We start from the raw sequence: 23,926 nt of genomic DNA, 5'->3' as shown, positions 1-23,926 counted from the left end.
GATGCAACGAGTTTTCGTCATTGGCGGCGGTGCGGCCGGATGTATGGCGGCATGGGCCGCATCCCGACGGGGAGCGGTAGTGGAATTGTTTGAAAAAAACGATATAGTAGGCAAAAAAATGGGAATTACAGGCAAGGGAAGGTGTAATTTAACCAATAGTTGCCCTATGGACGCGTTCATTGCCAAGACGCCGGGGAACGGCCGGTTTTTACACAGTGCGTATGAACAGTTTACGAATCGGGATTTATGCAGCTTATTGCGGCAATGGGGGATGGCGACGAAGGAGGAACGGGGCGGACGGATTTTTCCGCAAAGTGACAGTGCCGTTGCGGTACGAAAATTATGGTACCATAAATTATTGCAAGCAGGAGTAACCATTCATTTACAGGAAGAAGTGCAACATATTGCGTACAGAGATTCGTTTTTTGTCATTACGACCGCAAACGGTGTGTATGAGGGCGATGCATGTGTGATTGCCACCGGCGGTGTTTCGTACCCGACGACCGGTTCCACCGGAGACGGCCATCGTTTTGCGGCGGCTTTAGGCCATACGGTTACACCGTTAAAACCGTCGTTAATTGCGTTGGTAACCCAAGAAGAATGGCCGAAACAATTGGCGGGATTAACCTTAAAGAATGTAGAGGCGTCTATATGGAAGAACGGCAAACCGACAGCGCGGCAATTCGGCGAAATGGTATGTACGCATACCGGCATTTCGGGACCGATTATTTTACAATTGAGCAGCGTCATGGCGCACCATAAAAAAATGGCTTTTCCGATCGATATTCGTTTAAATTTAAAACCGGCATTGCGCCCGGAACAATTGGAACAACGTATTTGGCGAGAGTTGCAAGCACATATTCGACAAGATGCGAAGAATGCGTTAAAAACGGTATTACCGCAGCGATTATTGGCAGTAGTATTGGCAGCGGCGCATATTTCGCAGGAAACGGTCGCGCATCAAATAACGAAAGAACAGCGGCGCCGGTTAGTTACTGCGTTGCAGGCATTACCGCTTACGGCAGTGTGTACACGACCGATAGAAGAAGCGATCGTTACGGCCGGCGGGGTGGAAGTAAAAGAAATTAATCCTAAAACGATGGAATCAAAATATGTTCCCGGGCTGTATTTTGCCGGAGAAGTATTGGATGTAGATGCGTTTACAGGGGGATATAATTTACAAGCCGCTTTTTCTACCGGGTATGTTGCAGGCAGTGCCGCGGCACAGGAGGATGAAGCATGAAAAAATTGACCGTAGCGATTGACGGACCGGCAGGCGCCGGAAAAAGCAGCGTCGCAAAATTAGTGGCTTCGCAATTGCATTATTTATATATCGATACGGGAGCTATGTATCGGGCGGTGGCTTGGTTGACAGGTGAAAAGGGGATTGCCGCGGATGATGAGGCGGCTATACGGCAGCTGACAGATACGATGCAAATTCGTATGCAGGCGGCAGCGCAGGGATGTCGCATTTGGATTAATGAACGGGAGGTTACGGAAGAAATTCGCAGCCCGGAAGTATCGGCACGGGTTTCGGCGATTGCCGCTTTGCCCGCAGTGCGGTATAAATTAGTGCAATTACAGCGGCAACTGGCACAACCGGGCGGAGTGATTTTGGACGGTCGTGATATCGGTACGGTAGTTTTGCCGCATGCGGATATAAAATTTTTTTTAACCGCTTCTGTACAAGCTCGAGCCCGGCGGCGTTTTTTAGAAATGCAGGAAAAGGGAATGCCAACAACGTTGGCGCAAGTGGAAGAAAATATTGCTTCTCGGGACTATCAAGATTCTCATCGTGAACACTCGCCTTTGCGTCAGGCGCCCGACGCGGTTTTCATTGATAACAGCGAATGGAATTTACAGGAAACGGCAGGATATATTCAACGCTATATAGAGGAGAAACAAGGATGAGAAAATATACGGATCCGATTTTACGGGTATTGTTCAATTTGTATACGTATACTTTTTTGGGAATGAAAGTATACGGAGCGGAAAAGGTACCGGAAACGGGCCCGGTAATTATGATTTTTAATCATGAAAGTTATTTTGATCCGCCGTTATTGGGAACCGCTGTGCGCAATCGGTTTATTCACTTTATGGCGAAGGCGGAGTTGTTTAAAAATCCGGTTATGCGGTTGATTTTTAAATATATGAAAACATTTCCGGTTCATCGCGGGCGGATTGATCGACAGGCTATTGCCGAATCGTTTCGGATTTTAAAAGCAGGGGAAATATTAGGAATTTTTCCGGAAGGGACTCGCCATAAAAAAGGATATTTAGGAAAATTTCATGACGGCTTTGCCGGGATTGCTATTAAAACAGGCGTGCCGGTTGTCCCGGTGGCGATTATAAATTCCCGGTCTCTGCCGAAAAAAACGGGTCCTATTAAAGTTGTTTTCGGAGATCCCGTATTGCCGCCCGAGGGAAAAGCCGGGGATAAAGTATTGGTGGCGAAATTTTGTGAAGACATGCGAAATACGTTGTTGCAGATGGTTATCGATAACGGAGGTAAAGAAGTATGAAAGTGGAAGTAGCCGGTGCCTGCGGCTTTTGTTACGGCGTGCGGCGCGCGGTGGATATGGCCTGCCAAGCGACTGAGGGCACGCGGACATTGGGCCCGATCATTCATAATCCTCAAGTGGTGGAAACGTTGGCGACACAAGGGGTGGCACCGGTACAGTCTTTACAGGAAGTGGATAACGGCTCGACCGTATTGATTCGTTCCCATGGCGTAGGTCCGCAGGTATACGAAGAAGCAAAAGAAAAACATGTTAAAATTGTAGACGCGACTTGTCCTCATGTAAAAAAAGCGCAACAAGATGCGAAAAAAATTGTGTTTGCAGAAAAAAAATTAGTCATTATCGGAGAAAAATCGCATCCGGAAGTAATTAGTATTTCCCAATGGGGGGTAAATCGTGCTATTATAATAGATAAGGAAGAAGAAGCACAGGAAATTCCTTTTTGTGAAGATATGGGGGTTGTTGTACAAACAACGTTTTCACAGGAGAAATTTAAGCGTATTGTCCGCATTTTGCAGACGAAAACGAATCATCTGGAAACCCATATGACCATCTGTACAGCTACACAACAACGACAGGAAGCGGCGATTGCTTTGGCGCGCAGAGTGGATGCAATGATCGTTGTAGGCGGTAAAAACAGTGCGAATACCGGTAGGCTGGCGCAGGTGTGTCGCGAACAGGATTGCCCGACATATCATGTGGAAACGGCACGAGAAATCAATCCTTCGTGGTTTCATGGTATGAGCTACATAGGCATTACAGCCGGTGCTTCCACACCGGATTGGATAATACAGGAGGTTGTTAAGATTATGGAAAATTTGCAAGCTGAAGGCACAGAAGTAATGAGCGAGGAATTGTTGGACCAGTACGACTATGAAGAAAATCTGAAGAAGGGTGACGTGGTTGAAGGTAAGGTTGTTTCTGTGACTGATGATGCTGCCTTTGTTTCCATCGGTACGAAAGCGGAAGCGATTTTGCCGAAAAAGGAAATAGCCGTTCCTGCACCGGAAAAAGCCGGTGATGTCGTTCACGTCGGGGATGAATTTAAAGTTGTCATTGCAAGTACTGTAAAAGAAGACAGCACGATTGTCGTATCGCTTGTTAAAATGCAAAAAGAAGCGGATTGGGAAGAAGTACGGCAAGCCTATGAAAATGATCAACTTATAGAATGTGTCGGTAAGGAAACGAATAAGGCGGGATTGGTAGTTTCTATTAAATCCTTGCGCGGATTCATTCCTCTTTCCCAGGGAGATGTTCATTTTGTCAAATCGTTGGATAATTTAGTAGGGCAAACATTTCAAGTAAAAATAATTGACTTGGATGAACATAAAAATCGCTTGGTACTTTCTCGTAAAGCTGTTTTAGAAGTGGAACGGGAAGCAAAACGGGCGGAAGCGTTGGAACATATTGAAGAAAACACGGAAATGGACGGCACGGTGGTGAAAATTATGCCGTATGGCGCTTTTGTCGATTTGGGGGGCGTAGAAGGACTGCTTCATATTTCCGATATTTCTTGGAAGCGTATCGGCGCGGTAGAAGACGTTCTTTCCGTAGGGGATACGGTACATGTGCTGGTACAACAATTTGATCGGGAACGGAATCGAATTTCTTTGTCGATGAAAGCGTTACAAAAAAATCCGTGGATTGCGGCTATTGAGAAATTTGCCGTTGGTGACGTGGTCGAAGGAGAAGTTAAAAAAATCTTGAATATCGGGGCTATTTTAGCGATTGATCCGGAAATTCAGGGATTACTTCATATTTCCGCTTTAACGGAGCAACGCGGCGCGGCAGTAAAAGATTTAGTCGCTATTGGCGATAAAATGCAGGTAAAGATTATTAAAATTGACCCTGATAAGCATAAGGTAGCGTTAAGTGTCTTGGCTATTCGAAATGAGGAAGAAGAATAAAGGTTCTTTATAAATGCGGTAGGTTATGGCTGCGAAAGTGTAGAACCATCGCGAGGCTTAAAGTGAGGATAGCCGGTATGACCGGTTATCCTCTTTTGGCATAGGGGAAAGGAGAAGTGTATGTACAAACCGTTAGTGGCTGTTGTAGGGAGACCTAATGTGGGAAAATCAACCTTATTTAATGCGATTGTCAAAAAACGGATCGCTATTGTTGAGGATATTCCCGGCGTTACACGAGATCGGATTTATTTTGATGCGGAATGGTTGGGACGAGAATTTACGATGATTGATACGGGCGGCATTGAATTTGTCGATGCAGCCGACCGTATTTTTACCGATATGCGCTATCAGGCGGAGCTGGCGATTCGGGAAGCGGATGTCATTTTGTTTGTCGTGGACGGTAAAACCGGGATGCAACCGCAGGATGAAGAGGTCGCAAACATTTTACGCACTTGCGGAAAACCGGTATTGTTGGTGGTGAATAAGATTGACAGTGTAGAGCAGGAAATGAACATGTATGAGTTTTATGCCTTGGGAATGGGCGATCCTATCGGCGTGTCTGCTGTAAATTTAATGAATTTGGGAGATTTGCTGGACAGTGTATTACAACACATTCAACATCTTCCGACGCCGGAAGAACGGGAAGATACGATTCATATTGCGTTAGTAGGGCGTCCGAACGTGGGCAAATCATCGATGACAAATGCTTTATTGGGGCAAGAACGGGTGATTGTCAGTAACGTGCCCGGAACGACGCGGGATTCGATTGATACGTACTGGACCTATAATGATACATCCTTTGTCTTGATTGATACGGCCGGTATGCGTCGCAAAGCGAAGGTGGATATTCCGGTGGAACGGTATAGTGTAGTGCGTGCTTTGCGGGCTGTTGATCGGTCCGATGTGGCGGTATTGGTTTTGGATGCGCAGGACGGTGTTACGGAACAGGATAAAAAAATAGCCGGCTATATTCATGAAGCGGGAAAAGGCTGTATTATTGTAGTGAACAAATGGGATTTGATAGACAAAGACAGTAAGACGAGTCAGGCATTTGAAGAAGATATTCGACGAGAATTGGCATTTTTGCAATATGCCCCGATACTGTTTGCGTCGGCATTAACCAAGCAACGGGTGAATCGCTTGGCGGATATGGTCAAATTTGTAGCCGAACAGCAGCATATGCGTGTATCTACAAGTGTTTTAAATGAATTGTTGGAAGATGCACAGTTAACGAATCCGCCGCCGGCAAAAGGCGGTAAGTTGTTGCGTATTTATTATATGACGCAAGCTTCCGTACAGCCGCCGACGTTTATTTTATTTGTTAACGAACCGCGACTTATGCATTTTTCGTATGTACGCTTTTTAGAAAACAGATTGCGAGAAACTTTCGGCTTTGAAGGGACTCCCATACGTTTAATTTTACGTGGCAAAAGAGAGGCGGATGCGCAATGACAGTGGGGATCGGATTATTAGTTGCGGCATATATTATCGGTTCTTTTCCCAGCGGCTTGATAATAGGAAAATTATTTTTCGGTAAAGATCCGCGACAGTACGGCAGTCATAATACGGGAGCAACCAATTCGTATCGTGTGTTCGGCAAAGCCGGCGGCAGTGCCGTATTACTGGCGGATTTATGTAAAGGAATGATAGGCGTGTATTTAGGACAAATGGCGGGGCAGGCAGCGGGCACATTTCCGGAAGTGTACGGCATGATTTTGGGCGGCTTGTTGGCTATTGTCGGGCATTCTTGTTCCGTCTTTTTGCGCTTTAAAGGCGGCAAAGGCGTGGCTACGGGTCTGGGGGTGATTCTTTTTTTAGCGCCGTTACCGACGATTGTCGTATTCGGTATTTGGGCGATTATTGTGGCGGCGACGCGGCTGGTCTCTTTAGGCTCTATTATAGGTGCGGTGGCAACACCGATTTTGATGTATGTCTTCGGGTCACCGTACCCCGTTATTATTTTCGGTATATTGGCGGCTATATTAGTGATTGTTAGACATAAAGAAAATATCGTGCGTTTGTGGCAAGGCAAAGAATTGGAAGTAAAACGGCTCCCTAAAGAATAAGGCCGGTTAAATTTATTCCGGCCAACTACTTTTATATCAAGATAAAACCGTGTATAATAATTACATGCGGGTAGGTGATTGGGTGAGAATTATAGCTGGCAGTGTAAGAGGTCGAAAATTGAAAACTCCTTCAGGACGGCTGACCAGACCTACGTTAGACCGAACGAGAGAAAGTGTGTTTAATATTTTAGCGGCAACTTCCTTAAGAGGAGCGTCTGTTCTCGATGTGTTTGCCGGTACGGGCGCGTTGGGTTTGGAAGCGTTGAGTCGCGGCGCTGTTTCCTGTGTATTTATCGATCAAGCCACACAAGAGTTGCTTAGAAAAAATATTGAAGTTTGCGGTTTTGATGCACAATGTGAAGTCATTGCCGGTCCGGCAAGACGCGCGTTGGCAAGATTGCAGGGCAGACAGTTTCAATTTATTTTTGCCGATCCTCCGTATAATAAAAATTTGGTGAATAATACAATTGCGTTTATATATCAATACAAACTGCTGGCCTTCGGCGGCTTGCTCCTGATGGAACATAGTAAAGAAGAACCTATTGATGACAATCCGTTGTATGAGATCATCAGAGAAAAAGCCTATGGAAAAGATACGCGAATTTCTTTTATTCGCTATCGCCGGGAAGGAGCTTAATGTGCGTATCGGAATTTGCCCGGGGAGTTTTGATCCTGTGACGAACGGGCATATTGATATTTTTGAAAGAGGCAGCAAATTAGTAGATAAGTTGATTATTGCCGTTTTTGAAAATCCTACGAAAAAACCGTTATTTACAATGAAAGAACGGGAAGAATTACTGTTGGAAACGACTAAACATATTCATAATGTGGAAGTTGTCAGTTTTCAGGGCTTACTAAATGAATATGCTATAGCGCACGGTGCTACGATTATTATTCGCGGCTTGCGGGCACTGAGTGATTTTGAATATGAATTCCAACGAGCATTACTCATGAAAAAGGTAGAACCGAAGATTGAAACCGTCTTTATTATGACGAGTACAAACTATTCATACATCAGTTCCACCGGCATTCGCGAGCTGGCTTGCTTTGGGGGGAAGTTGGACGGAATGGTTCCGGCATATGTAGAAAAAAATTAAAAGAACGCTTTAAAAGCAAATACGAGGCATAGGGGTGGAGTACATGAATTCGGATAAGTTGTTGGAAGATTTAGAAAGCGCCATATTAAATGCGGCAAAAATGCCTTTTACGAACAAAAAAATGATTGAAGAAGAGGAAATATTGCAAATTATTGATGATTTAAAAGAGGCTATGCCGGCAGAATTGGATCAATCTAAAAGAATTATTGCCGAACGGGATAAAATTTTATCGGATGCACAACATCATGCCGACAGTATGGTGGCACAAGCGAAGGATTATATTGCCAAATTGACAGAAGAAAGTGAATTGGTGCGGCAGGCACAAGAACGCGCTAATCAAATTATTTTACAGGCAAATAATTCATCCGAAGAGTTGAAAAACAGTTCGATTCGGTATGCCGGAGATGTGTTGAAATATGTGGAATCTACATTGGAAAAAACGTTGTCCAGTATTCAACAAAATCGGGAAAGTTTATTGAAATCAAACAAAAAAGAGGAGGAACAGTCGTAAGTATTTTGCTGTAAGCGGCATATGGCCGGATTCCGGATAAAAGGCAGACATTCATGTAATGTCTGCTTGTTTTTTTATATTTCGGAGGAGAGTTGCTTTTTAGAAAAAAAGAATATAATATAATAAAATGTATATTTTATAAAAGGTAAGGAGTGCGTATGGTGGAATTATTAGCTCCGGCCGGCTCACCGGAACAGGTGAGGGTTGCTGTGGAAGCGGGCGCCGATGCCGTATATTTAGGGGGAAAAGCATTTAATGCCCGTTCCTTTGCGCATAATTTCAGTCGGGATGAAATACAACAAGCCGTACATTGGGCACACCTGTTCGGCGTGCGCATTTATGTTACGGTTAATATTATTGTTGCCGATACAGAGTTGGCGGCGGTAGAGGAATATATTAAATTTTTAGATCAAGTAGGGGCGGACGGTATTATCGTGCAAGATTTGGCGGTGGCCGCCATTGCCCGAAAAATAGCGCCCGCTTTACCGTTACACGGCAGCACGCAAATGACGGTAAGCGACAGCTATGGCGTACAGCAGTTGGCAAATGCCGGTTTTTCACAAGTCGTGTTGGCGCGTGAATTAACATTGCAGGAAATCAAAAGGATTTGTCGTAAAGCCCCGATTGCTGTAGAAGTATTTGTGCACGGTGCTTCGTGTATGTCTTATTCGGGACAATGTTTGATGAGCAGTTTTATAGGGGGACGCAGCGGCAATCGGGGAGCTTGTGCGCAACCGTGCCGATTACCGTACCAATTGGTAAGGGGAACGCAAGCAGTATTGCCGCAACCGGCGTATATACTCAGTCTAAAAGATTTGAATGCGTTGGCGGAAATAAAAGAGTTGGCGGCAGCCGGAGTTTCCTCTTTTAAAATTGAAGGTCGCATGAAGGACAGTCGCTATGTGCAAGCGGCGGTTACGGCTTACCGGCAGGCACTTACGGCTTGTCGGTCCTCCTCGGCCATTGCCGCCGACTTACTGCAACAAGCGCATTGTAAAGTTCATGAAGGCTTTCATCGGGCGGAACAAGCGGATTTTTTACGTGGGCGTGTGGGACGGCAAACCGTTACGGAAAAACCGGGACATAATCAGGGAGAACGTATCGGGACTGTCAGTAAGGTACGGGGAAAAGACCTTTTTATTCAGGCAACGGCAGCTGTACAGGCGGGGGATTGCGTCGGGATTATGCAGGGCGGAAACTTTTCCTTTCTAACGACAGTGCGGGCTTGTATTCCTTTAAAACAGCAAGGACGGTATAAACTTCAAGTAGGGAAAGAGGGGGCAATTCCGGGGAGTTTATATCGAATGCAGTCCAAAAAAGAACCGTGCACGGCACGAAGAACCCGAACGATTCCTATTTATATGTATTTAGAAACCGGGAAAAACGGGCAATTGGTGTTGCGTGTATGGGATGAAAACGGGCATGTCGTAACGGCGGCAAGTACGTATATTCCCGTGGCGGCCACGACCTGTCCGACCGATCGGGACCGGGTGATAAAACAAATGCGGCGGTTGGGCGATACGCCTTTTTCTTTAGCGGCAGTAACTATGTGGGATGAACGCTATATGATTCCCGTCAGTGTATTGAATCAATTGCGGCGACAAGGGATTCAAGCTTTACAAAAAGAAATTATTCATTCGTATAGACGACCGGCAAGTCGGCACGGTGATTGTTCGGTTGCGGAAACTTATGAAAGAAAATTACCGGTTGAACAGGGAGGTACATTGCCGGCTTTATATGTGCGATGTGATACGCCGGAAACGGCGGCGGCCGCCGTGCAAGCGGGAGCGGATACGATTATTTTCGGCGGTGAACGATACGGCGTCACGCCGTGGACCCGAGCGGAGTGGGAGCAGGTAACCGCCATGACAACGGCACGGCAGATTCCCTTGTGGGCGGCTATGCCGCGGGTGTTGCGGGAAAAAGATAAGCCGCAGTTACAAAGGGAGTGGGAAATGATCGTGCAATTTCCTGTACAGGGCGTATATATCGGTGCTTTAGGGGAGTTTGCATGGGTAAAGGAAACGGCACCGACCATGCCCTTGCGGGCAGATTGGTCGTTAAATATTTTTAATACGACAGCCGCCCGAGTATATGCCGGCTGGCGGTGTCAATCCGTAACCGTGTCTCCGGAATGTACGATAAAGCAGATACGGTGTATGATACAGCAGGGAGCGCCGCCGTTGGAAGTGTTGGTGCAAGGCAGGATAGAAATGATGATTACGGAGTTTTCGCCGGTCGAAGCCTTCGGGATGAAGTCGCAGCGGGAGGGTTCCGGACCACGGTATATAAAGGATCGCAAGCAACAACAATTTCCTCTTGTTACGGATCCGTATGGAAGAACCCATATTTTAAATACTCGTGAATTATCCATGTTGCCGTATATAGACCTGTTGAAAGATTGCGGCATTGCGGCAATACGGATAGATGCTCGCGGTGAATCGCCGCGTCGGGTACAAGAATTATGTCGACAATATAAACGTGCTTTAGAGGGAACGACGTCCGCTGTCGCCAAAGAAGATATACGCGTAACGCGCGGGCATTTTTTTCATGGGATCGGTTAATAGGAGTGCAGTATGAATACAAGAAATATGCGGATTTTAGGCTTTTCGCAAATTAAACAGCAGTTGGTACGCTTGGCGCCGTCTTCACTATCTAAAGAAATTGCGAGACGGTTACGGCCCAGTCCTATACAAGAAGAAGTGATCCGTCGCTTACAAGATACGGAAGAGGCGGTACAATATCGCTTGCAAGAAGGTCCAATCGACTACGGTCGGCTGACGGATATTCGCCCGGCATTGGCTAAAGCGGCACGTAATATTGTTCCGGAAAAGGCGGAGTGTATTGCCATATGGCATAATATACAAGCGTATATGATCATCAAAGAGAAACTGGCCGTGCCCGACACGCCCTATGTACAATTAAGTAAACGGGCCGCTTCGATAGCGGATTTTACGGCTTTACAGAAAAATTTTTCGCGAGTATTTGATGAAGATTTACAAATTAGAGATACGGCATCGCCCGAATTATTTCGGTTGCGCACGCGGATAGCCACATTGGAAAATCGTACGAAGCGAATGATTACAGAGATATTGCAACATAAAGAATATCAAAAATATTTTCAAGAACAGCTGTTTACTGTGCGGAATAATCGCTATGTTATCCCTATTAAGCAAGAATATCGTCGAGCGTTTCCGGGGATTGTACATGATACATCGGCCAGCGGTCTGACCTTGTATGTGGAACCGCTGGCGATGGTGGACGGTAATAATGAATTACAAACGGTACGCATGGGAGAAGAAAAAGAACTGGAACGAATCTTTGCCCGTTTAACGGAAGCCATTAAAGCGCAGGACGAGGCATTGCTGCTGGCGACCCGGGCCGCCGGTCAAGTGGAATTTTGCTTTGCGAAAGCGGCGTTGGCGGAAAAAATGGCGGCAATCAGACCGCGTATGGGTGAGGCGGGAGTTATCCGGCTTATACAGGCCCGACATCCTTTACTTTCTCCCGACAAAGTAGTACCCAATACGTTGCGTTTAGGCGATGAGTACCGGGTATTGCTCATTACGGGGTCGAATACGGGCGGCAAAACGGTGGCGATGAAAACGTTGGGACTGCAGGTGTTAATGCATCAGGCCGGATTATTTATTCCTGCAGCGGCGGAATCGGTATTGGCGGTTTTTCGGGAGGTATTTTCCGACATAGGGGACGAACAGGATTTATCACAGAATTTAAGTACTTTTTCAGGCCATATAAAACAATTGGTTTATATTTTACGGCATTGCCGCGAAAAAGATTTGGTATTAATAGATGAATTGGGATCCGGTACCGACCCGACAGAGGGAAGTGCGATTGCCATTGCTATTTTAGATGCATTAAAAACACGCGGGGCGGATGTTATGGTAACGACGCATTATAATGACTTAAAAAATTATGCGTATGAAACGGCCGGCGTAGAAAATGCGCATGTGGAATTTGATGATAAAACCTTACAGCCTACCTATAAATTGCGCATAGGCACGGCGGGAAGCAGTCATGCGTTCAGTATCAGCGCCCGGTTGGGAATGCCTGCAGAGGTGTTGCAATTTGCCGAGAAGATTCGTAAGCAGACGAGCCATGTCGATATGGAACATATATTGGCAAAATTGAATCGACAAGAAAAGGATCTCGAATTGCGGGAAATAGAAACGGCGCAACGTTTACGGGAGATTACCCGGCAACAAGCCGTATTGCAGCGAGAACGCGAAGAAGCGGCAAAAGAGCGGTCGCTGCTGTTGACTGCAGCACGGCAGGATGCCCGGGAAGCAAAGCGCAAGCTGCGAATCGAATCGGAACAGATTATTAAACAATTAAAACAAAGTAAAAAGAAAAGTGCGCCGGAGGAACTGGCCGCGGTCATTCAACGGACGCGACAAAATATTCGCGATTTGTCGCTTCCCGGCAGTAACGAAGGCGGCAGAGTGCCGGTAAAGAGCGAGGAATTACAAAACGGCGATATTGTGTTTGTCAATTCGTTACAGGAAGCGGGGAAGGTCGTTTCGGTACAAGGGAAAAACATAACGGCAGTCGTAGGAACCCTGACCGTACGGGTCAAGGCGAAAGATGTGAGCCTGCCGACGGCTGCGGAAATACAGGAAGAGAAGCGGCGTGAACAAAAGCAAACGTTGCAGACTGCGACACATACGTGTAAACCGGTAACCCGGATTGCTACGGAAGTAAATGTTATCGGGAAAACGTATGCGGATGCCTTACCGGATATTGAACGATTTTTGGATCAGGCATTGGGAGCGGGATTCAGTCCGGTGAAAATCATTCACGGTAAGGGAAGCGGCGCTCTGCGGCGGCAAATTCACGGATATTTGGCGGATTTACCGTTTGTGAAGGAATTTAAAACAGCAGAGGAAGGAGAAGGCGGCGGAGCCGGTGTGACCTTGGTTTATTTTAAATAAATAAAAAAGAAAAAAGTACGTGTACCTTTTCAGGCAACACGTACTTTTTTCATGCGGCAAAATGATAGCGGTCGGGGGCTGTAGGTATCCCGGACAATACGCCCAAATAGACGGAGGCGTTGCCGGGGTAAGAAACTTAGCGGGCAAATCCCGCTTTTTCAAAGGTTTCGCCGATAGGATAGCGCAAAATTAAGTCTGCCGCCGTATCCATGTCGGTAGTACTTTTATTAATTAATACGAGTTTATGTCCGCGGTAATAGCGCACTAATCCGGCCGCCGGATATACGACCAAACTGGTGCCGCCGATAATCAACATATCCGCTTGGCGAATGTATTGTAGAGCGGCTTGCAATACGCTTTCATCCAGGCCTTCTTCGTAGAGCACTACATCCGGTTTGATAGTGCCGCCGCAAACGTCGCAACGAGGAATGTCCGGTGCATCGGCCATATAGGAAGCGGCAAAAAATTTTCCGCATGATTCACAGAAATTGCGATGAATACTGCCGTGCAGTTCCAATACATTGCGGCTGCCCGCTTTTTGATGCAGCCCGTCAATGTTTTGGGTAATTACGGCTTTTAATTTTCCTTCTTTTTCCAAGGCGGCCAACGCATAATGGGCGGCATTCGGTTGTGCGGTTAGGCAGAGCATTTTATCATGATAAAAGCGATAAAATTCGTGCGGCTGAGACCGATAAAAGCTGTGGCTCAAAATCGTTTCCGGCGGGTATTGATAGGTTTGATTATACAAGCCGTCGGTACTGCGAAAATCGGGAATGCCGCTTTCCGTAGAAACCCCGGCACCGCCGAAAAATACAATATTTTGTGAGGATGAAAGTAAATTTTGGAATTTTTCTATAGGGGACATGCAACCACTCCTTTACACGTATAGTGAACCCGTTAAGGGGAACGTTTTATTTATTATACTACATTTTGTCGGCTCATAAATAACGTGAAAATAATCGGCACAGGTATACAAAATACAATATTTTTTCAGCGGTCCGGGATACTTGAGGAGAACGTAATCTATAAATGAAAAATAAGAATACAGAAAAAACGGCTAAAACGTAAAACCGGAAAAGACTGAATACCCCGAAAATTACGGGATATATAGAAAAATATCTATTTTTTTATGTAATATGTGGAAATGATATAAATATTGACATAAAAACGAAAAAATATTATGATATTTTTATGTTTTTCAGAACCTGTATGCGGCAGTTCGGATTCATGTATTTTTGGTATGAATATAAAAGGTGCATATAGGTTCCGAACCTTAATAAAAAAAGGAGTGGTTTTCGGATGATGCCTATTTTGGACTATTGGGACGGCGTATTGTATTATCCCGTATTAATTGTAATTTTAACGATTGCGGGGGTTTATTTTACCGGTAAAACAGGCTTTGTGCAGTTGCGCATGTTTAAGGAAAGTATTCGCGTAGTCATGGAAAAGCCGGCGAAAGAAGGTTCGGTATCTTCCTTTCAGGCTCTTATGGTATCGACGGCATCACGAGTGGGTACCGGGAATATTATAGGGGTTTCCACCGCCATTTGTTTAGGCGGTCCGGGTGCCGTGTTTTGGATGTGGTTATTGGCATTAATCGGCGGTTCTACGGCATTTATTGAAAGCACGTTGGCACAGATTTACAAACGCCGTGATATATATGGCGGCAGTTTCGGCGGTCCTGCATACTATATTTCGGTGGCGCTGAAAAAAAGATGGATCGGTGTGATTTTTGCAGTCGCTTTGATTTTGACGTATGCCGGCGGGTTCAATCTTCTATGTTCCTATAATATGCAATCTACTTTTATTGCCTATTCTTTTTATAACCCCGACACTACACCGTGGATTATCGGGGCCATATTTGCGGTCATTGTAGCCTATTGTGTATTGGGCGGCGGCAAACGTATTATTAAAATTACTTCTGTATTGGTACCCGTCATGGGGGCGGTATATATTATTGCGGCAATTATTGTTATTTTAATGAATATTACTGCCTTGCCGCATGTATTCAGTGTGATTTTTGCCGATGCGTTTGATTTTAAATCTATGTTGGGCGGCGTTTCCGGATCCTGCCTGATCTATGGGATTAAACGCGGGTTGTATTCTAATGAAGCAGGTATCGGTTCCGCTCCGAATGCGGCGGCGGCGGCGGATGTCAGTCACCCCGTTAAGCAGGGGCTGGTGCAAATGTTATCCGTATTTATCGATACAATTTTAGTTTGCAGTGCGACGGCGTTTTTAGGGTTGTTTTCCGGCGTGCCTATTACGGAAGACGCGGCGGGCGCTTTATATGTTCAGCAAGCCGCCACTTCCGTATACGGTCATTTCGGCCCCCTGCTTATTACGGTTTGCATGCTGCTTTTCGGCTTTTCCACATTAATCGGCAATTTATATTATGTGGACAATTGTATTCGCTTTATTCATAAAAAAGGCCCGTCCCGCTTGTTTGTATGGTGGTTTCGCGCAGCCTGCGTGGCCGTTATTTTTATCGGCTCCGCTATGTCGATGGCGGCGGTTTGGGATATTGCCGATATTTTAATGGCCATTATGTGCATTATTAACATTCCGTCCTGCGTGGTTCTGGGGAATGTGGCGGTAAAAGCATTGAAGGATTATGCCCGGCAGAAAAAAGAAGGGAAAAATCCCGTGTTTAAGGCGGCCGATGTGGGGATTGAGGAACACACGGTGGAATTTTGGAAATAAGAAACGCTTTCCTTTACTTGACAATATAGCTATTTACCCTTACAATACGGCTATATACAATAAGTTTATATACAAAAGCAACGAACAAGACGGCAGGTATGAGATGCTTTGACAGCGAATCGAGGATAGTGAAAGCTCGAGAAGAGCAGTATACAGGCGGATCACTTGGGAGCTGCAGGAAACTGTCGGGTCGCATCGTTATTGTGCGTATAAAGTGGCTGTAAATACAGTCAATAGGGTGGTACCACGGTGATTAAACATCTTCGTCCCTTTGGGGCGAAGATGTTATTTTTTTAGGAGGGATCGGTATGGATTACGGCAAGACATTACATTTACCGGAAACGGCATTTCCCATGCGCGGCAATTTGCCGAAACGGGAACCTGAGTTTTTGAAATTTTGGCAAGAACAGGATGTGTACCATAAACGTTTAAAAAAACGGGCAGGCGGACCTAAATTTATTTTACATGACGGGCCTCCGTATGCTAATGGGAAATTACACATCGGCCATGCTTTAAATAAGGTATTAAAAGATATTGTGTTAAAATATAAAACCCAACAGGGGTTTTATACGAAATATGTTCCGGGTTGGGATACGCACGGATTACCTATTGAACATGCCGTTATTAAAAATACGGGGTTAAATCGTCATGAAATGACGCCATTGGAATTGCGGAAAAAATGTCGGGATTATGCGTTGGAACAAGTGGAAATTCAAAAAAACGACTTTATTCGTTTCGGCGTGTTGGGCGAATGGGAGCATCCGTATTTGACGTTGCAGCACCATATTGAAGTGGAACAAATCGGCGTTTTCGGAAAAATGGCTAAAAACGGGCATATTTATAAAGGCAAGAAAACAGTATATTGGTGCCCTCATTGCGAAACGGCGTTGGCCGAAGCCGAAATTGAATATAAAGAGGATAAGTCGTTTTCTATTTTTGTAAAATTTAAAGCAGTGGATGTGAATTGCCATATGCCGAAAGACGCCGATCCGGACAAGGTATTTGCTTTAATTTGGACGACGACACCGTGGACCATTCCTTGTAACTTGGCGATTAGCGCCAATGCCGACTTTACCTATGTATGGGTCAAAGTGGCGGAAGAATATTTACTTATGGCGCAAGAACGGGTGGACGAAGTAATGAAGGCCGCCGACATAGATACGTATGAGATTTTACCGGAACGTATGCAGGGAAAGCAGTTGGAAGGATTCATTTTTCAACATCCGTTTTATGAACGAAAAGCCCCGATTCTGCTGGGGGATCATGTTACGTTGGATGCCGGTACCGGTTTGGTTCATACGGCGCCCGACCATGGGCAAGATGACTTTGAAGTGTGCATGAAATATTCGGCCTGGGATATTAAACCGTTGGGAACGGTAGATGAAACGGGACGATATACGGACAAAGTTCCCGGATATGAAGGCGTGTTTGTGTTTGACAACAATGTGCCGGTGATTAAAAAATTAGCGGCCATCGATGCATTGTTTGCCAAAAGTACGTTCCGTCACCAGTATCCGCATTGTTGGCGTTGTAAAGAACCTATCATTTATCGGGCTACGGAACAGTGGTTTTCTTCGGTAGACGGGTATCGTCAAGAGGCCTTGCAGGCGATCGATCAAGTGCAGTGGATTCCTTCCTGGGGGCATGATCGAATTTATAACATGATTCATGATCGGGGAGATTGGTGCATTTCACGGCAACGGGTATGGGGCGTGCCGATTCCTATTTTTTATTGTAAGCATTGCGGAGAATATATCATTAATGATGAAACCGTGGCGCATTTGCAGAAAATTTTTGCCGAAGAAGGCTCGGATGCATGGTGGGCACATAGTGAAGCGGAACTTTTACCGGAAGGATTTACCTGCCCCGCATGCGGCAGTCATGAATTTCGCAAAGAAAGCGACATTATGGATGTTTGGTTTGACAGCGGCTGCACGCATCAAGGCGTGTTGAAACATGATCCGGATTTGTCGTATCCCTGCGATTTGTACTTGGAAGGTTCGGATCAGCATCGCGGTTGGTTTAATTCTTCTTTATTGACGTCGGTGGCAACCAACGGGTATGCTCCGTATAAAGCGGTTTTAACACACGGATTTACGGTTGACGGGGAAGGCCGTAAAATGAGCAAATCGGTTGGAAATACAGTAGCGCCGCAGGAAGTTATTGAAAAATACGGCGCCGATGTAATGCGGTTATGGGTATCTTCCGCTGATTATCAGGGGGATATTCGGTTGTCGCCCAAGATTTTAAAACAATTGTCCGATGTATATCGGAAAATCAGAAATACGTTCCGTTATTTATTGGGAAGTTTGGCGGATTTTGATCCGGCGAAGGACAGTGTGCCCTATGAAGCGTTAACGGAATTGGATAAATGGGCGTTGTCGCGATTGGAGCAGGTGCGGGAAAGTGTGACGGAATCTTATGAAACCTATCAGTTCCATGTCATGTACCATACCATTCATAATTTCTGCACTGTTGATTTGAGTGCGATGTATTTGGATGTCATCAAAGATCGATTGTATACGGAACGACAGGACGCTCCCGTTCGTCGCAGTGCACAAACGACGATATACCGAATTCTCACTACGTTAGTAAAAATTGTTGCCCCCGTATTGTCATTTACTGCGGAAGAAGTATGGCAACATATGCCGGAAACGGTTGATAAGGAAGAAAGTGTGCATTTAACGGATTGGCCTACGGCGCATCCGGAATATCGTAATGCCGATTTGGAAGCGCGTTGGCAGGAATTTCTTTCGTATCGCAGTGATCTCATGCGGGTTTTGGAAGGCGCACGGCAGGCGAAAACGATCGGCCATGCGTTGGATGCGGCGGTAACGGTCTATGCGGAAGGGGAAACGTATGACTTTTTGGCTACCTGGAAAGATCGTCTGGCCACTTTATTAATTGTCAGCGAAGCCACGGTGGTGAAAGGTACGGCACCGGAGAATGCGGTGCCCGGAGAAGAACATGAGGATATGAAAATTGTGGTTACGGCCTCGACACATGTAAAATGTGAACGTTGCTGGATACACAGTGAAAGTGTAGGTAAGGATGAACGGCACCCGACGCTTTGTGCGCGTTGTGCCGCCGTATTGACACAGGAATAGGGAGCGTGTCACGCCCGGTAACGGGATGTAGCGGATAGCAGTAGAGAGAATTTTTCGTTAGGATGGGTACCGGTTAGGATATCAGACCGTATTCATCCTAACTTTTTTATTTTCAGCGACGGCCTGGCGGGATGAAACGAGTGGTGAATTGCAAAAAAAAAAGCGCCGTATCCATAAGGAATACACGCGTTTTTTTTACATATGATGCCGGGCGATAAAATAAGTAATCCCCGTAATGAGCAAAATCAGTATAAGCAGCAGGTAGGTAATTCGTTCGGTGATAGGCGAGGGAGCTGTCGGTTGTTGTAAAAACGTATAGCGCTTTCGCAAGGTCATAATGACAGGTTTATATAGGACCATAATAAGAACGCTGTTTACGACGCCTTTTATTATATTGAACGGTAAAAAAGCGGGGAGCATCAGCTTCACAACCGCTTCGCGACTACAGCCCATGTAAATGGGCGCAAGGCAAAAATTCCATAACAGCATAAACGCCGTCATTACAACGGTACCGAAAACTAAACTGACAACCGCGCCGCGTTTGGTGTGATAGCGCCTATAAGTATAGGTCACTATACAAGCAAAGGCGCTACTGGCTAAAAAATTCATGATACAGCCCAATATTCCCGTATCACTGACCGTAATCATTTCTAAAAAAGCGGTAATCAAAGAAATAATCAGTGCCGTTAAGGGGCCGAAAATGAGGCCGCCTATAGTAATGAGCGCATCTTTGGGAGAATAGGTGAGAAACGGTAAAAAAATAGGAATGCGAATACAAATTACCGCTAATAACGATAAGGCGCAAAACATGCTGATAACAGTAATTTTATGAGTACGAAAATTCATGAATCATATCCCCCTTTTATCGGTATGGAAATAAAAGTTGTTATTATAATCAGGGGCATACTTGCAGGCAAGAGAGGCCCCGGAGCACGATTTATAAATTTTAAGAAGAATTATTACAATTCTTTAGGTTTTGTTTTATTATAGAGGGAACTTACTATTATTATAGTATATATAGTAGCATAGGGAGATATGAAGTGCAATATAACCGGGGCGGGAAAGCGGAAAATTGATAACCGCATGCACTATAATGAAAAGAAAATGAGAGTATTACATAAAATCATTCACAAATTATGCGATTCTTGAGAATATGCATAAAAAATAAAAAATAAAATATAATAATGAATCTCAACTTTATGCGGCAAATAAATTTTTCGACAAAAAATTAAAATAATAAAGAATAATTGTGCGGAAATATATTGTATATAAAAATTTAGAACTATTAAGAATGATAAAATAAAAGCATTGCTATAATAGAATACTATATTGCATTATTCGACATATGCATTATAATGATAAAAGAAACACACACGGAAGTGTAAGGTGTTCCGTTAGGCGGTTTTGTCAGTTGTAGAATAAGAGAAGGCGGGAGGTGAAAGCCTGATTCTTGGCACTCTCCGTTATCAGAAAAAAGGAAGAATAGGGATTTTGATAATCGGGAAATCAAGAAATGCGAAGAAACAGCAGGAATATACTTCGCAATTACAGAAAGGGTGAATATTCATGAATGCTTTGGATGTATTTTTATCAGTCTTGCCTATTTTATGGTTGCTGATCGGGTTAACCGTATTGAAAATGCCGGCTTGGAAGGCGTGCAGTATTGCGGCGATTATTTCCTTTATCGTTGCCGTAGGGCCTTTCGGAAAAGTAGTGATTGTTATGCTGTCCGGTGCTTTGGAAGGGGTGGCCTTGGCAATTTGGCCTATCTTACTGGTTATTACGGCGGCTATTTTCACGTATAATTTAGTCGTACATACAAAGGCTATGGAAACGATTAAAACTATGTTGACCAGTGTGAGCCCGGACAAACGGATTTTGGCCCTGCTGTTGGCATGGGGCTTCGGCGCTTTCATGGAAGGGATGGCCGGGTTCGGTACGGCCGTAGCAATTCCGGCAGCCATGATGGTGGCCTTGGGATTTGATCCGTTAAAATCTATTTTGGCTTGTTTGGTAGCCAACTCCGTACCGACGACATTCGGTTCTATCGGTATTCCGACGACTACATTAGCTTCTTTGACGGGGTTGGAGCCGACCCAATTGGGGACCTTTATTTCGACGCAATTATTTGTATTAAATGTTATTTCGCCGTTCTTTGTGGTCGGTATTATTTGCGGGGCCAAATCGCTGAAAGGGGTATTTTTCCCGACCTTGATTGCCGGGTTGGCGTTGGCGGTTCCGGAACTGGTGATCAATTTGGCTGTAGGACCGGAATTATCCGTTATGATTTCTTCGATTATTGTAATGGGTGCGATTATTGTTTGCGCTAAAATATTCAAACCGAATGATCCCGACTATCGGGTAGATGCGGAAGTAAGACCCGTATCCACAAGTGAAGGGATTACTGCGGCTATGCCGTTTATCCTGATTTTTATCTTGTTGCTGGTAACTTCGAAACTGTTTCCGTTCATCAACGGGCCGCTCAGCTCCATTAAGACGGCGGTACATATTTACTTAGGCGCGCATGCCAAACCGTATACGTTTGTATGGATTGCGACGCCGGGGATCATGATCTTTATTTCCGCATTTTTGGGCGGTGCCTATCAAAAAGCTAAAGGCGGAGAAATGCTCAGCGTGCTGGGGACTACGTTTAAAAATCTGAAATTTACGTATGTAACCATTATTGCGGTGGTAGTGACTGCAAAACTGATGACCTACAGCGGCATGACGGCTAATTTGGCGAGTGCGTTGGTAGGTGTCACCGGTACGGCATATCCCGCATTTGCGCCGTTTGTCGGTGCAATCGGCGGATTTATTACCGGTTCCGGTACGAACAGTAACGTTCTTTTTGGGCCCTTGCAGACCGCGGCGGCAGCAAAACTTATGCCGGGAAATGCCGGGCTGGCTTCGTGGTTGGCGGCAGGCAGTTCCGGTGCAGCGGGAACCGGTAAAATGTTCTCGCCTCAGAGTATCGCTATCGGTATCGGTGCGGTAGCTCCGGCGTTGGAAATTTTCATTAAAGATAAGAACATAGAAAGCGGTAAAGCAGAGCAATTACGACAAAGCATCAAAGCGAATGTTATTATGCAGAATGTCGCTAAATACTTCGTTTTATATGTTATTATAAGTGGCGTAATTTGCATTTTCGGTATGAACATATTCTTGCATTAAGGAAGTTCCCTCTCTTTTTCATGGCAAAACTGCGTAAAGCGGCAGTATCAACTGATACTGCCGCTTTTTGTTGCGCAAGATTCTGCCGCTTGCGAAATCGCGGTAAAGTGACAAAATAATCGGTATATGGCTGCGGCAATAAGAGGGTATATACAAATACCCGACGTATAGGCAATAGAGGTGTGTAAGCCGCAATATACTGCAAAGAAAGAGAACGGCCGTATACAGTGCGGGTGTGCCGGTTTCAGCGGTGGGGAGACGCGGAAGCGGGGAGGTCAACGTCCGGCATTTTATTATAACGGTCGCTTACAGGTAACTGCCGGAGAGGATCGCAGCATGGTGAGGCGGTACGGGTTTATGTGTCGAATAGTAGGCGGTACTATAAAGAAATCGGGACGGTTTTCAGGCAGCGGGAAAAAGGATATAAAAAAATAAGGGCGATACTCTTTATTAGAGAGAGTATCGCCCTTATGGGAAACTTTCACGGTAATCGTACCGAGATTATTTTGAATACAATTCGACAATTAACGTTTCGTTAATTTCAACCGGTATTTCATCTCGTTCCGGCATACGAGTCAACGTACCTTCAAAGCCGTCAAAATTCTTTTCAATATACGGAACATCGAATGTTTTGAGTTCCTGGAAAGATTTTTTGTACATTTCATTGTCGCGGGACGCTTCTTTTAAAGTAAGAACAGAACCTACTTTAACGTGGGCCGAAGGAATATCGCAACGTTTGCCGTTGACTAAGATATGTCCATGGTTCACCATTTGTCGAGCTTGACGAATGGAATTGGCAAAGCCGATGCGATAGACGATATTATCCAAACGGCATTCCAGTAATTTTAACATATTTTCACCGGTTACGCCGTCCATTTTTTTAGCTTTATCATAATAACGGACAAACTGGCGTTCGAGCAAGTTATAGTATGCGCGAAGTTTTTGTTTTTCCAATAATTGTGTACCATATTCAGACATTTTTTTCTGACGTTGTTCTTTTTTCACACGTTTTAATGCTTTAGGATGTCCGTACACATTGAGTCCGAACCGGCGACATTGTTTAAAACGTGCTTCTCTCCTCGTTGCCATTGTTTACATCACCTCATGTAGTTTATTTGTGACATGCATCATGTCACAATATGAAACCATAATAACATAGTGTATAGATCGTGTCAATATCTTATAAATACAGACGGAAGGTTACTTTTGAATGGAATTGTCACAGGTAATGACAATATTGGTATCGTCGTTTTTTATACGGGTTTTGATCACGGTGAAATTGCCTTTCGTGGCAGGTAAGGCCTTTTTTAATGCGGGACTGTACCAGGATTGGGTTTCCATGGCGGTTACGCCTATATCGCGTTTGCGAGTGCCGCGTTTTCGGCTGTCTTTGGGGATCAGGGCGGTAAGGGCGGGAATCTCGCCGACTTGGGGATTTAAGGTAATAGTAGTGGCCTGCCCTTGGGTAAAGGTCACTTTGCAGGTACCGTTCCGGTATACTTTCAAGGCGGTACCCTGCTGATAGGGCATACCGAAGACGCGATTCCAATTTCGGGCAGTATTACCGAGGCCGGTTATTATGCGGGTATGATTAATTTCCGGCCGCTCCGGTTCGTCCGGCGGGTTTTCTCCCGTCGTTTGCGGTACTTGCTTTGCAGGGAGCGGTCGGGGATGCTTGGTTTTATGGCGACTGTCGGTATAGGCGATATCCTTTGTCGTTTGTTCCGTTTCGCGGGCGCGATCGTTTTGCGGGCTGTTTTTCGGCGTATTTTGCGATTCTTGCACGGACGGAAACGAAACGGGTTTTCCGGAATACGTAATATTGTCACAACCGCCACAGCACAGGGCGGTTACGGCACAGAGGGCAATGAGTATTGTTCTGTTCATACGTGGCCT

Annotated in this window: 17 protein-coding genes and 1 pseudogene; 14 read left to right on the top strand and 4 right to left on the bottom strand. The window is 45.3% G+C overall.

Translation table 11 applies throughout. The annotated features are described in order from the left end of the window. Position 1 precedes the first annotated feature (1 nt). The 11 genes and pseudogenes from HMPREF1039_RS04775 (at position 2) to HMPREF1039_RS04725 (ending at position 13,049) form a co-directional block, all read left to right on the top strand. Complete coding sequence (locus HMPREF1039_RS04775) at positions 2-1,243, top strand: BaiN/RdsA family NAD(P)/FAD-dependent oxidoreductase (protein ID WP_007391263.1); 1,242 nt, start codon at positions 2-4, stop codon at positions 1,241-1,243. Continuing rightward, entirely contained in the window at positions 1,240-1,911 is a 672-nt protein-coding gene (gene cmk, locus HMPREF1039_RS04770; RefSeq protein WP_007391288.1) for a (d)CMP kinase, read from the top strand. The genes HMPREF1039_RS04775 and cmk overlap by 4 nt, the downstream gene beginning before the upstream one ends. Continuing rightward, complete coding sequence (locus tag HMPREF1039_RS04765; protein WP_007391284.1) at positions 1,908-2,522, top strand: lysophospholipid acyltransferase family protein; 615 nt, start codon at positions 1,908-1,910, stop codon at positions 2,520-2,522. Before cmk ends, HMPREF1039_RS04765 begins: the two co-directional genes overlap by 4 nt. Beyond that, the gene (locus tag HMPREF1039_RS04760) at positions 2,519-4,426 is read left to right on the top strand and encodes a bifunctional 4-hydroxy-3-methylbut-2-enyl diphosphate reductase/30S ribosomal protein S1 (RefSeq protein ID WP_007391236.1); all 1,908 of its coding nucleotides are present in this window, start codon (positions 2,519-2,521) and stop codon (positions 4,424-4,426) included. The genes HMPREF1039_RS04765 and HMPREF1039_RS04760 overlap by 4 nt, the downstream gene beginning before the upstream one ends. A 120-nt stretch (positions 4,427-4,546) precedes the next feature. Further along, the gene (gene der / locus HMPREF1039_RS04755; RefSeq protein ID WP_007391315.1) at positions 4,547-5,878 is read left to right on the top strand and encodes a ribosome biogenesis GTPase Der; all 1,332 of its coding nucleotides are present in this window, start codon (positions 4,547-4,549) and stop codon (positions 5,876-5,878) included. Further along, a complete protein-coding gene (gene plsY / locus HMPREF1039_RS04750; protein ID WP_007391301.1) occupies positions 5,875-6,492 on the top strand; it encodes a glycerol-3-phosphate 1-O-acyltransferase PlsY in 618 nt (205 codons plus the stop codon). The genes der and plsY overlap by 4 nt, the downstream gene beginning before the upstream one ends. A gap of 64 nt (positions 6,493-6,556) precedes the next feature. Then, on the top strand, positions 6,557-7,129 hold the full coding sequence (rsmD, locus tag HMPREF1039_RS04745) for a 16S rRNA (guanine(966)-N(2))-methyltransferase RsmD (protein WP_156210601.1): 573 nt from the start codon (positions 6,557-6,559) through the stop codon (positions 7,127-7,129). A gap of 1 nt (position 7,130) precedes the next feature. After that, positions 7,131-7,621 (top strand): annotated as a pseudogene (gene coaD / locus HMPREF1039_RS04740) (pantetheine-phosphate adenylyltransferase). A gap of 11 nt (positions 7,622-7,632) precedes the next feature. Continuing rightward, positions 7,633-8,100, top strand: coding sequence for a hypothetical protein (locus HMPREF1039_RS04735; protein WP_007391234.1), 468 nt, complete (start codon positions 7,633-7,635; stop codon positions 8,098-8,100). Positions 8,101-8,258: 158 nt separating this feature from the next. Next, a complete protein-coding gene (locus HMPREF1039_RS04730) occupies positions 8,259-10,664 on the top strand; it encodes a DUF3656 domain-containing U32 family peptidase (protein WP_007391238.1) in 2,406 nt (801 codons plus the stop codon). 12 nt (positions 10,665-10,676) lie between these two features. Continuing rightward, the gene (locus HMPREF1039_RS04725; protein ID WP_007391313.1) at positions 10,677-13,049 is read left to right on the top strand and encodes an endonuclease MutS2; all 2,373 of its coding nucleotides are present in this window, start codon (positions 10,677-10,679) and stop codon (positions 13,047-13,049) included. Positions 13,050-13,185: 136 nt separating this feature from the next. Here the strand turns inward: HMPREF1039_RS04725 and HMPREF1039_RS04720 are convergent, their stop codons facing one another. Further along, on the bottom strand, positions 13,186-13,914 hold the full coding sequence (locus HMPREF1039_RS04720; protein WP_007391306.1) for an NAD-dependent protein deacylase: 729 nt from the start codon (positions 13,912-13,914) through the stop codon (positions 13,186-13,188). 434 nt (positions 13,915-14,348) lie between these two features. On the opposite strand from HMPREF1039_RS04720, the gene HMPREF1039_RS04715 reads away from it, so the two are divergent. Continuing rightward, the gene (locus HMPREF1039_RS04715) at positions 14,349-15,752 is read left to right on the top strand and encodes an alanine/glycine:cation symporter family protein (protein ID WP_007391311.1); all 1,404 of its coding nucleotides are present in this window, start codon (positions 14,349-14,351) and stop codon (positions 15,750-15,752) included. A 308-nt stretch (positions 15,753-16,060) separates the two neighbouring features. Further along, the gene (ileS, locus tag HMPREF1039_RS04710) at positions 16,061-18,859 is read left to right on the top strand and encodes an isoleucine--tRNA ligase (protein ID WP_007391221.1); all 2,799 of its coding nucleotides are present in this window, start codon (positions 16,061-16,063) and stop codon (positions 18,857-18,859) included. 195 nt (positions 18,860-19,054) lie between these two features. Here ileS and HMPREF1039_RS04705 read toward each other — a convergent pair whose 3' ends face one another. Further along, positions 19,055-19,705: an ECF transporter S component gene (locus tag HMPREF1039_RS04705; protein WP_007391273.1), complete on the bottom strand. Its 651-nt coding sequence runs from the start codon at positions 19,703-19,705 to the stop codon at positions 19,055-19,057. Between the two features lie 720 nt (positions 19,706-20,425). Here HMPREF1039_RS04705 and HMPREF1039_RS04700 point away from each other — a divergent pair. Beyond that, positions 20,426-22,030 (top strand): L-lactate permease, encoded by a 1,605-nt coding sequence (locus tag HMPREF1039_RS04700; protein ID WP_007391237.1) that lies wholly within the window; start codon positions 20,426-20,428, stop codon positions 22,028-22,030. A 501-nt stretch (positions 22,031-22,531) separates the two neighbouring features. On the opposite strand, the gene rpsD is transcribed toward HMPREF1039_RS04700, so the two are convergent. Both rpsD and HMPREF1039_RS04685 read right to left on the bottom strand, forming a co-directional pair. Beyond that, positions 22,532-23,119, bottom strand: a complete 588-nt coding sequence (gene rpsD, locus HMPREF1039_RS04690) for a 30S ribosomal protein S4 (RefSeq protein WP_007391316.1) — start codon at positions 23,117-23,119, stop codon at positions 22,532-22,534. Positions 23,120-23,230: 111 nt separating this feature from the next. Continuing rightward, complete coding sequence (locus tag HMPREF1039_RS04685; protein WP_007391214.1) at positions 23,231-23,917, bottom strand: hypothetical protein; 687 nt, start codon at positions 23,915-23,917, stop codon at positions 23,231-23,233. Positions 23,918-23,926 lie beyond the last annotated feature (9 nt).

The organism is Megasphaera lornae, from assembly GCF_000214495.1.
Taxonomy (GTDB): domain Bacteria; phylum Bacillota; class Negativicutes; order Veillonellales; family Megasphaeraceae; genus Megasphaera; species Megasphaera lornae.
This window is presented reverse-complemented; position numbering and strand designations above follow the sequence as displayed.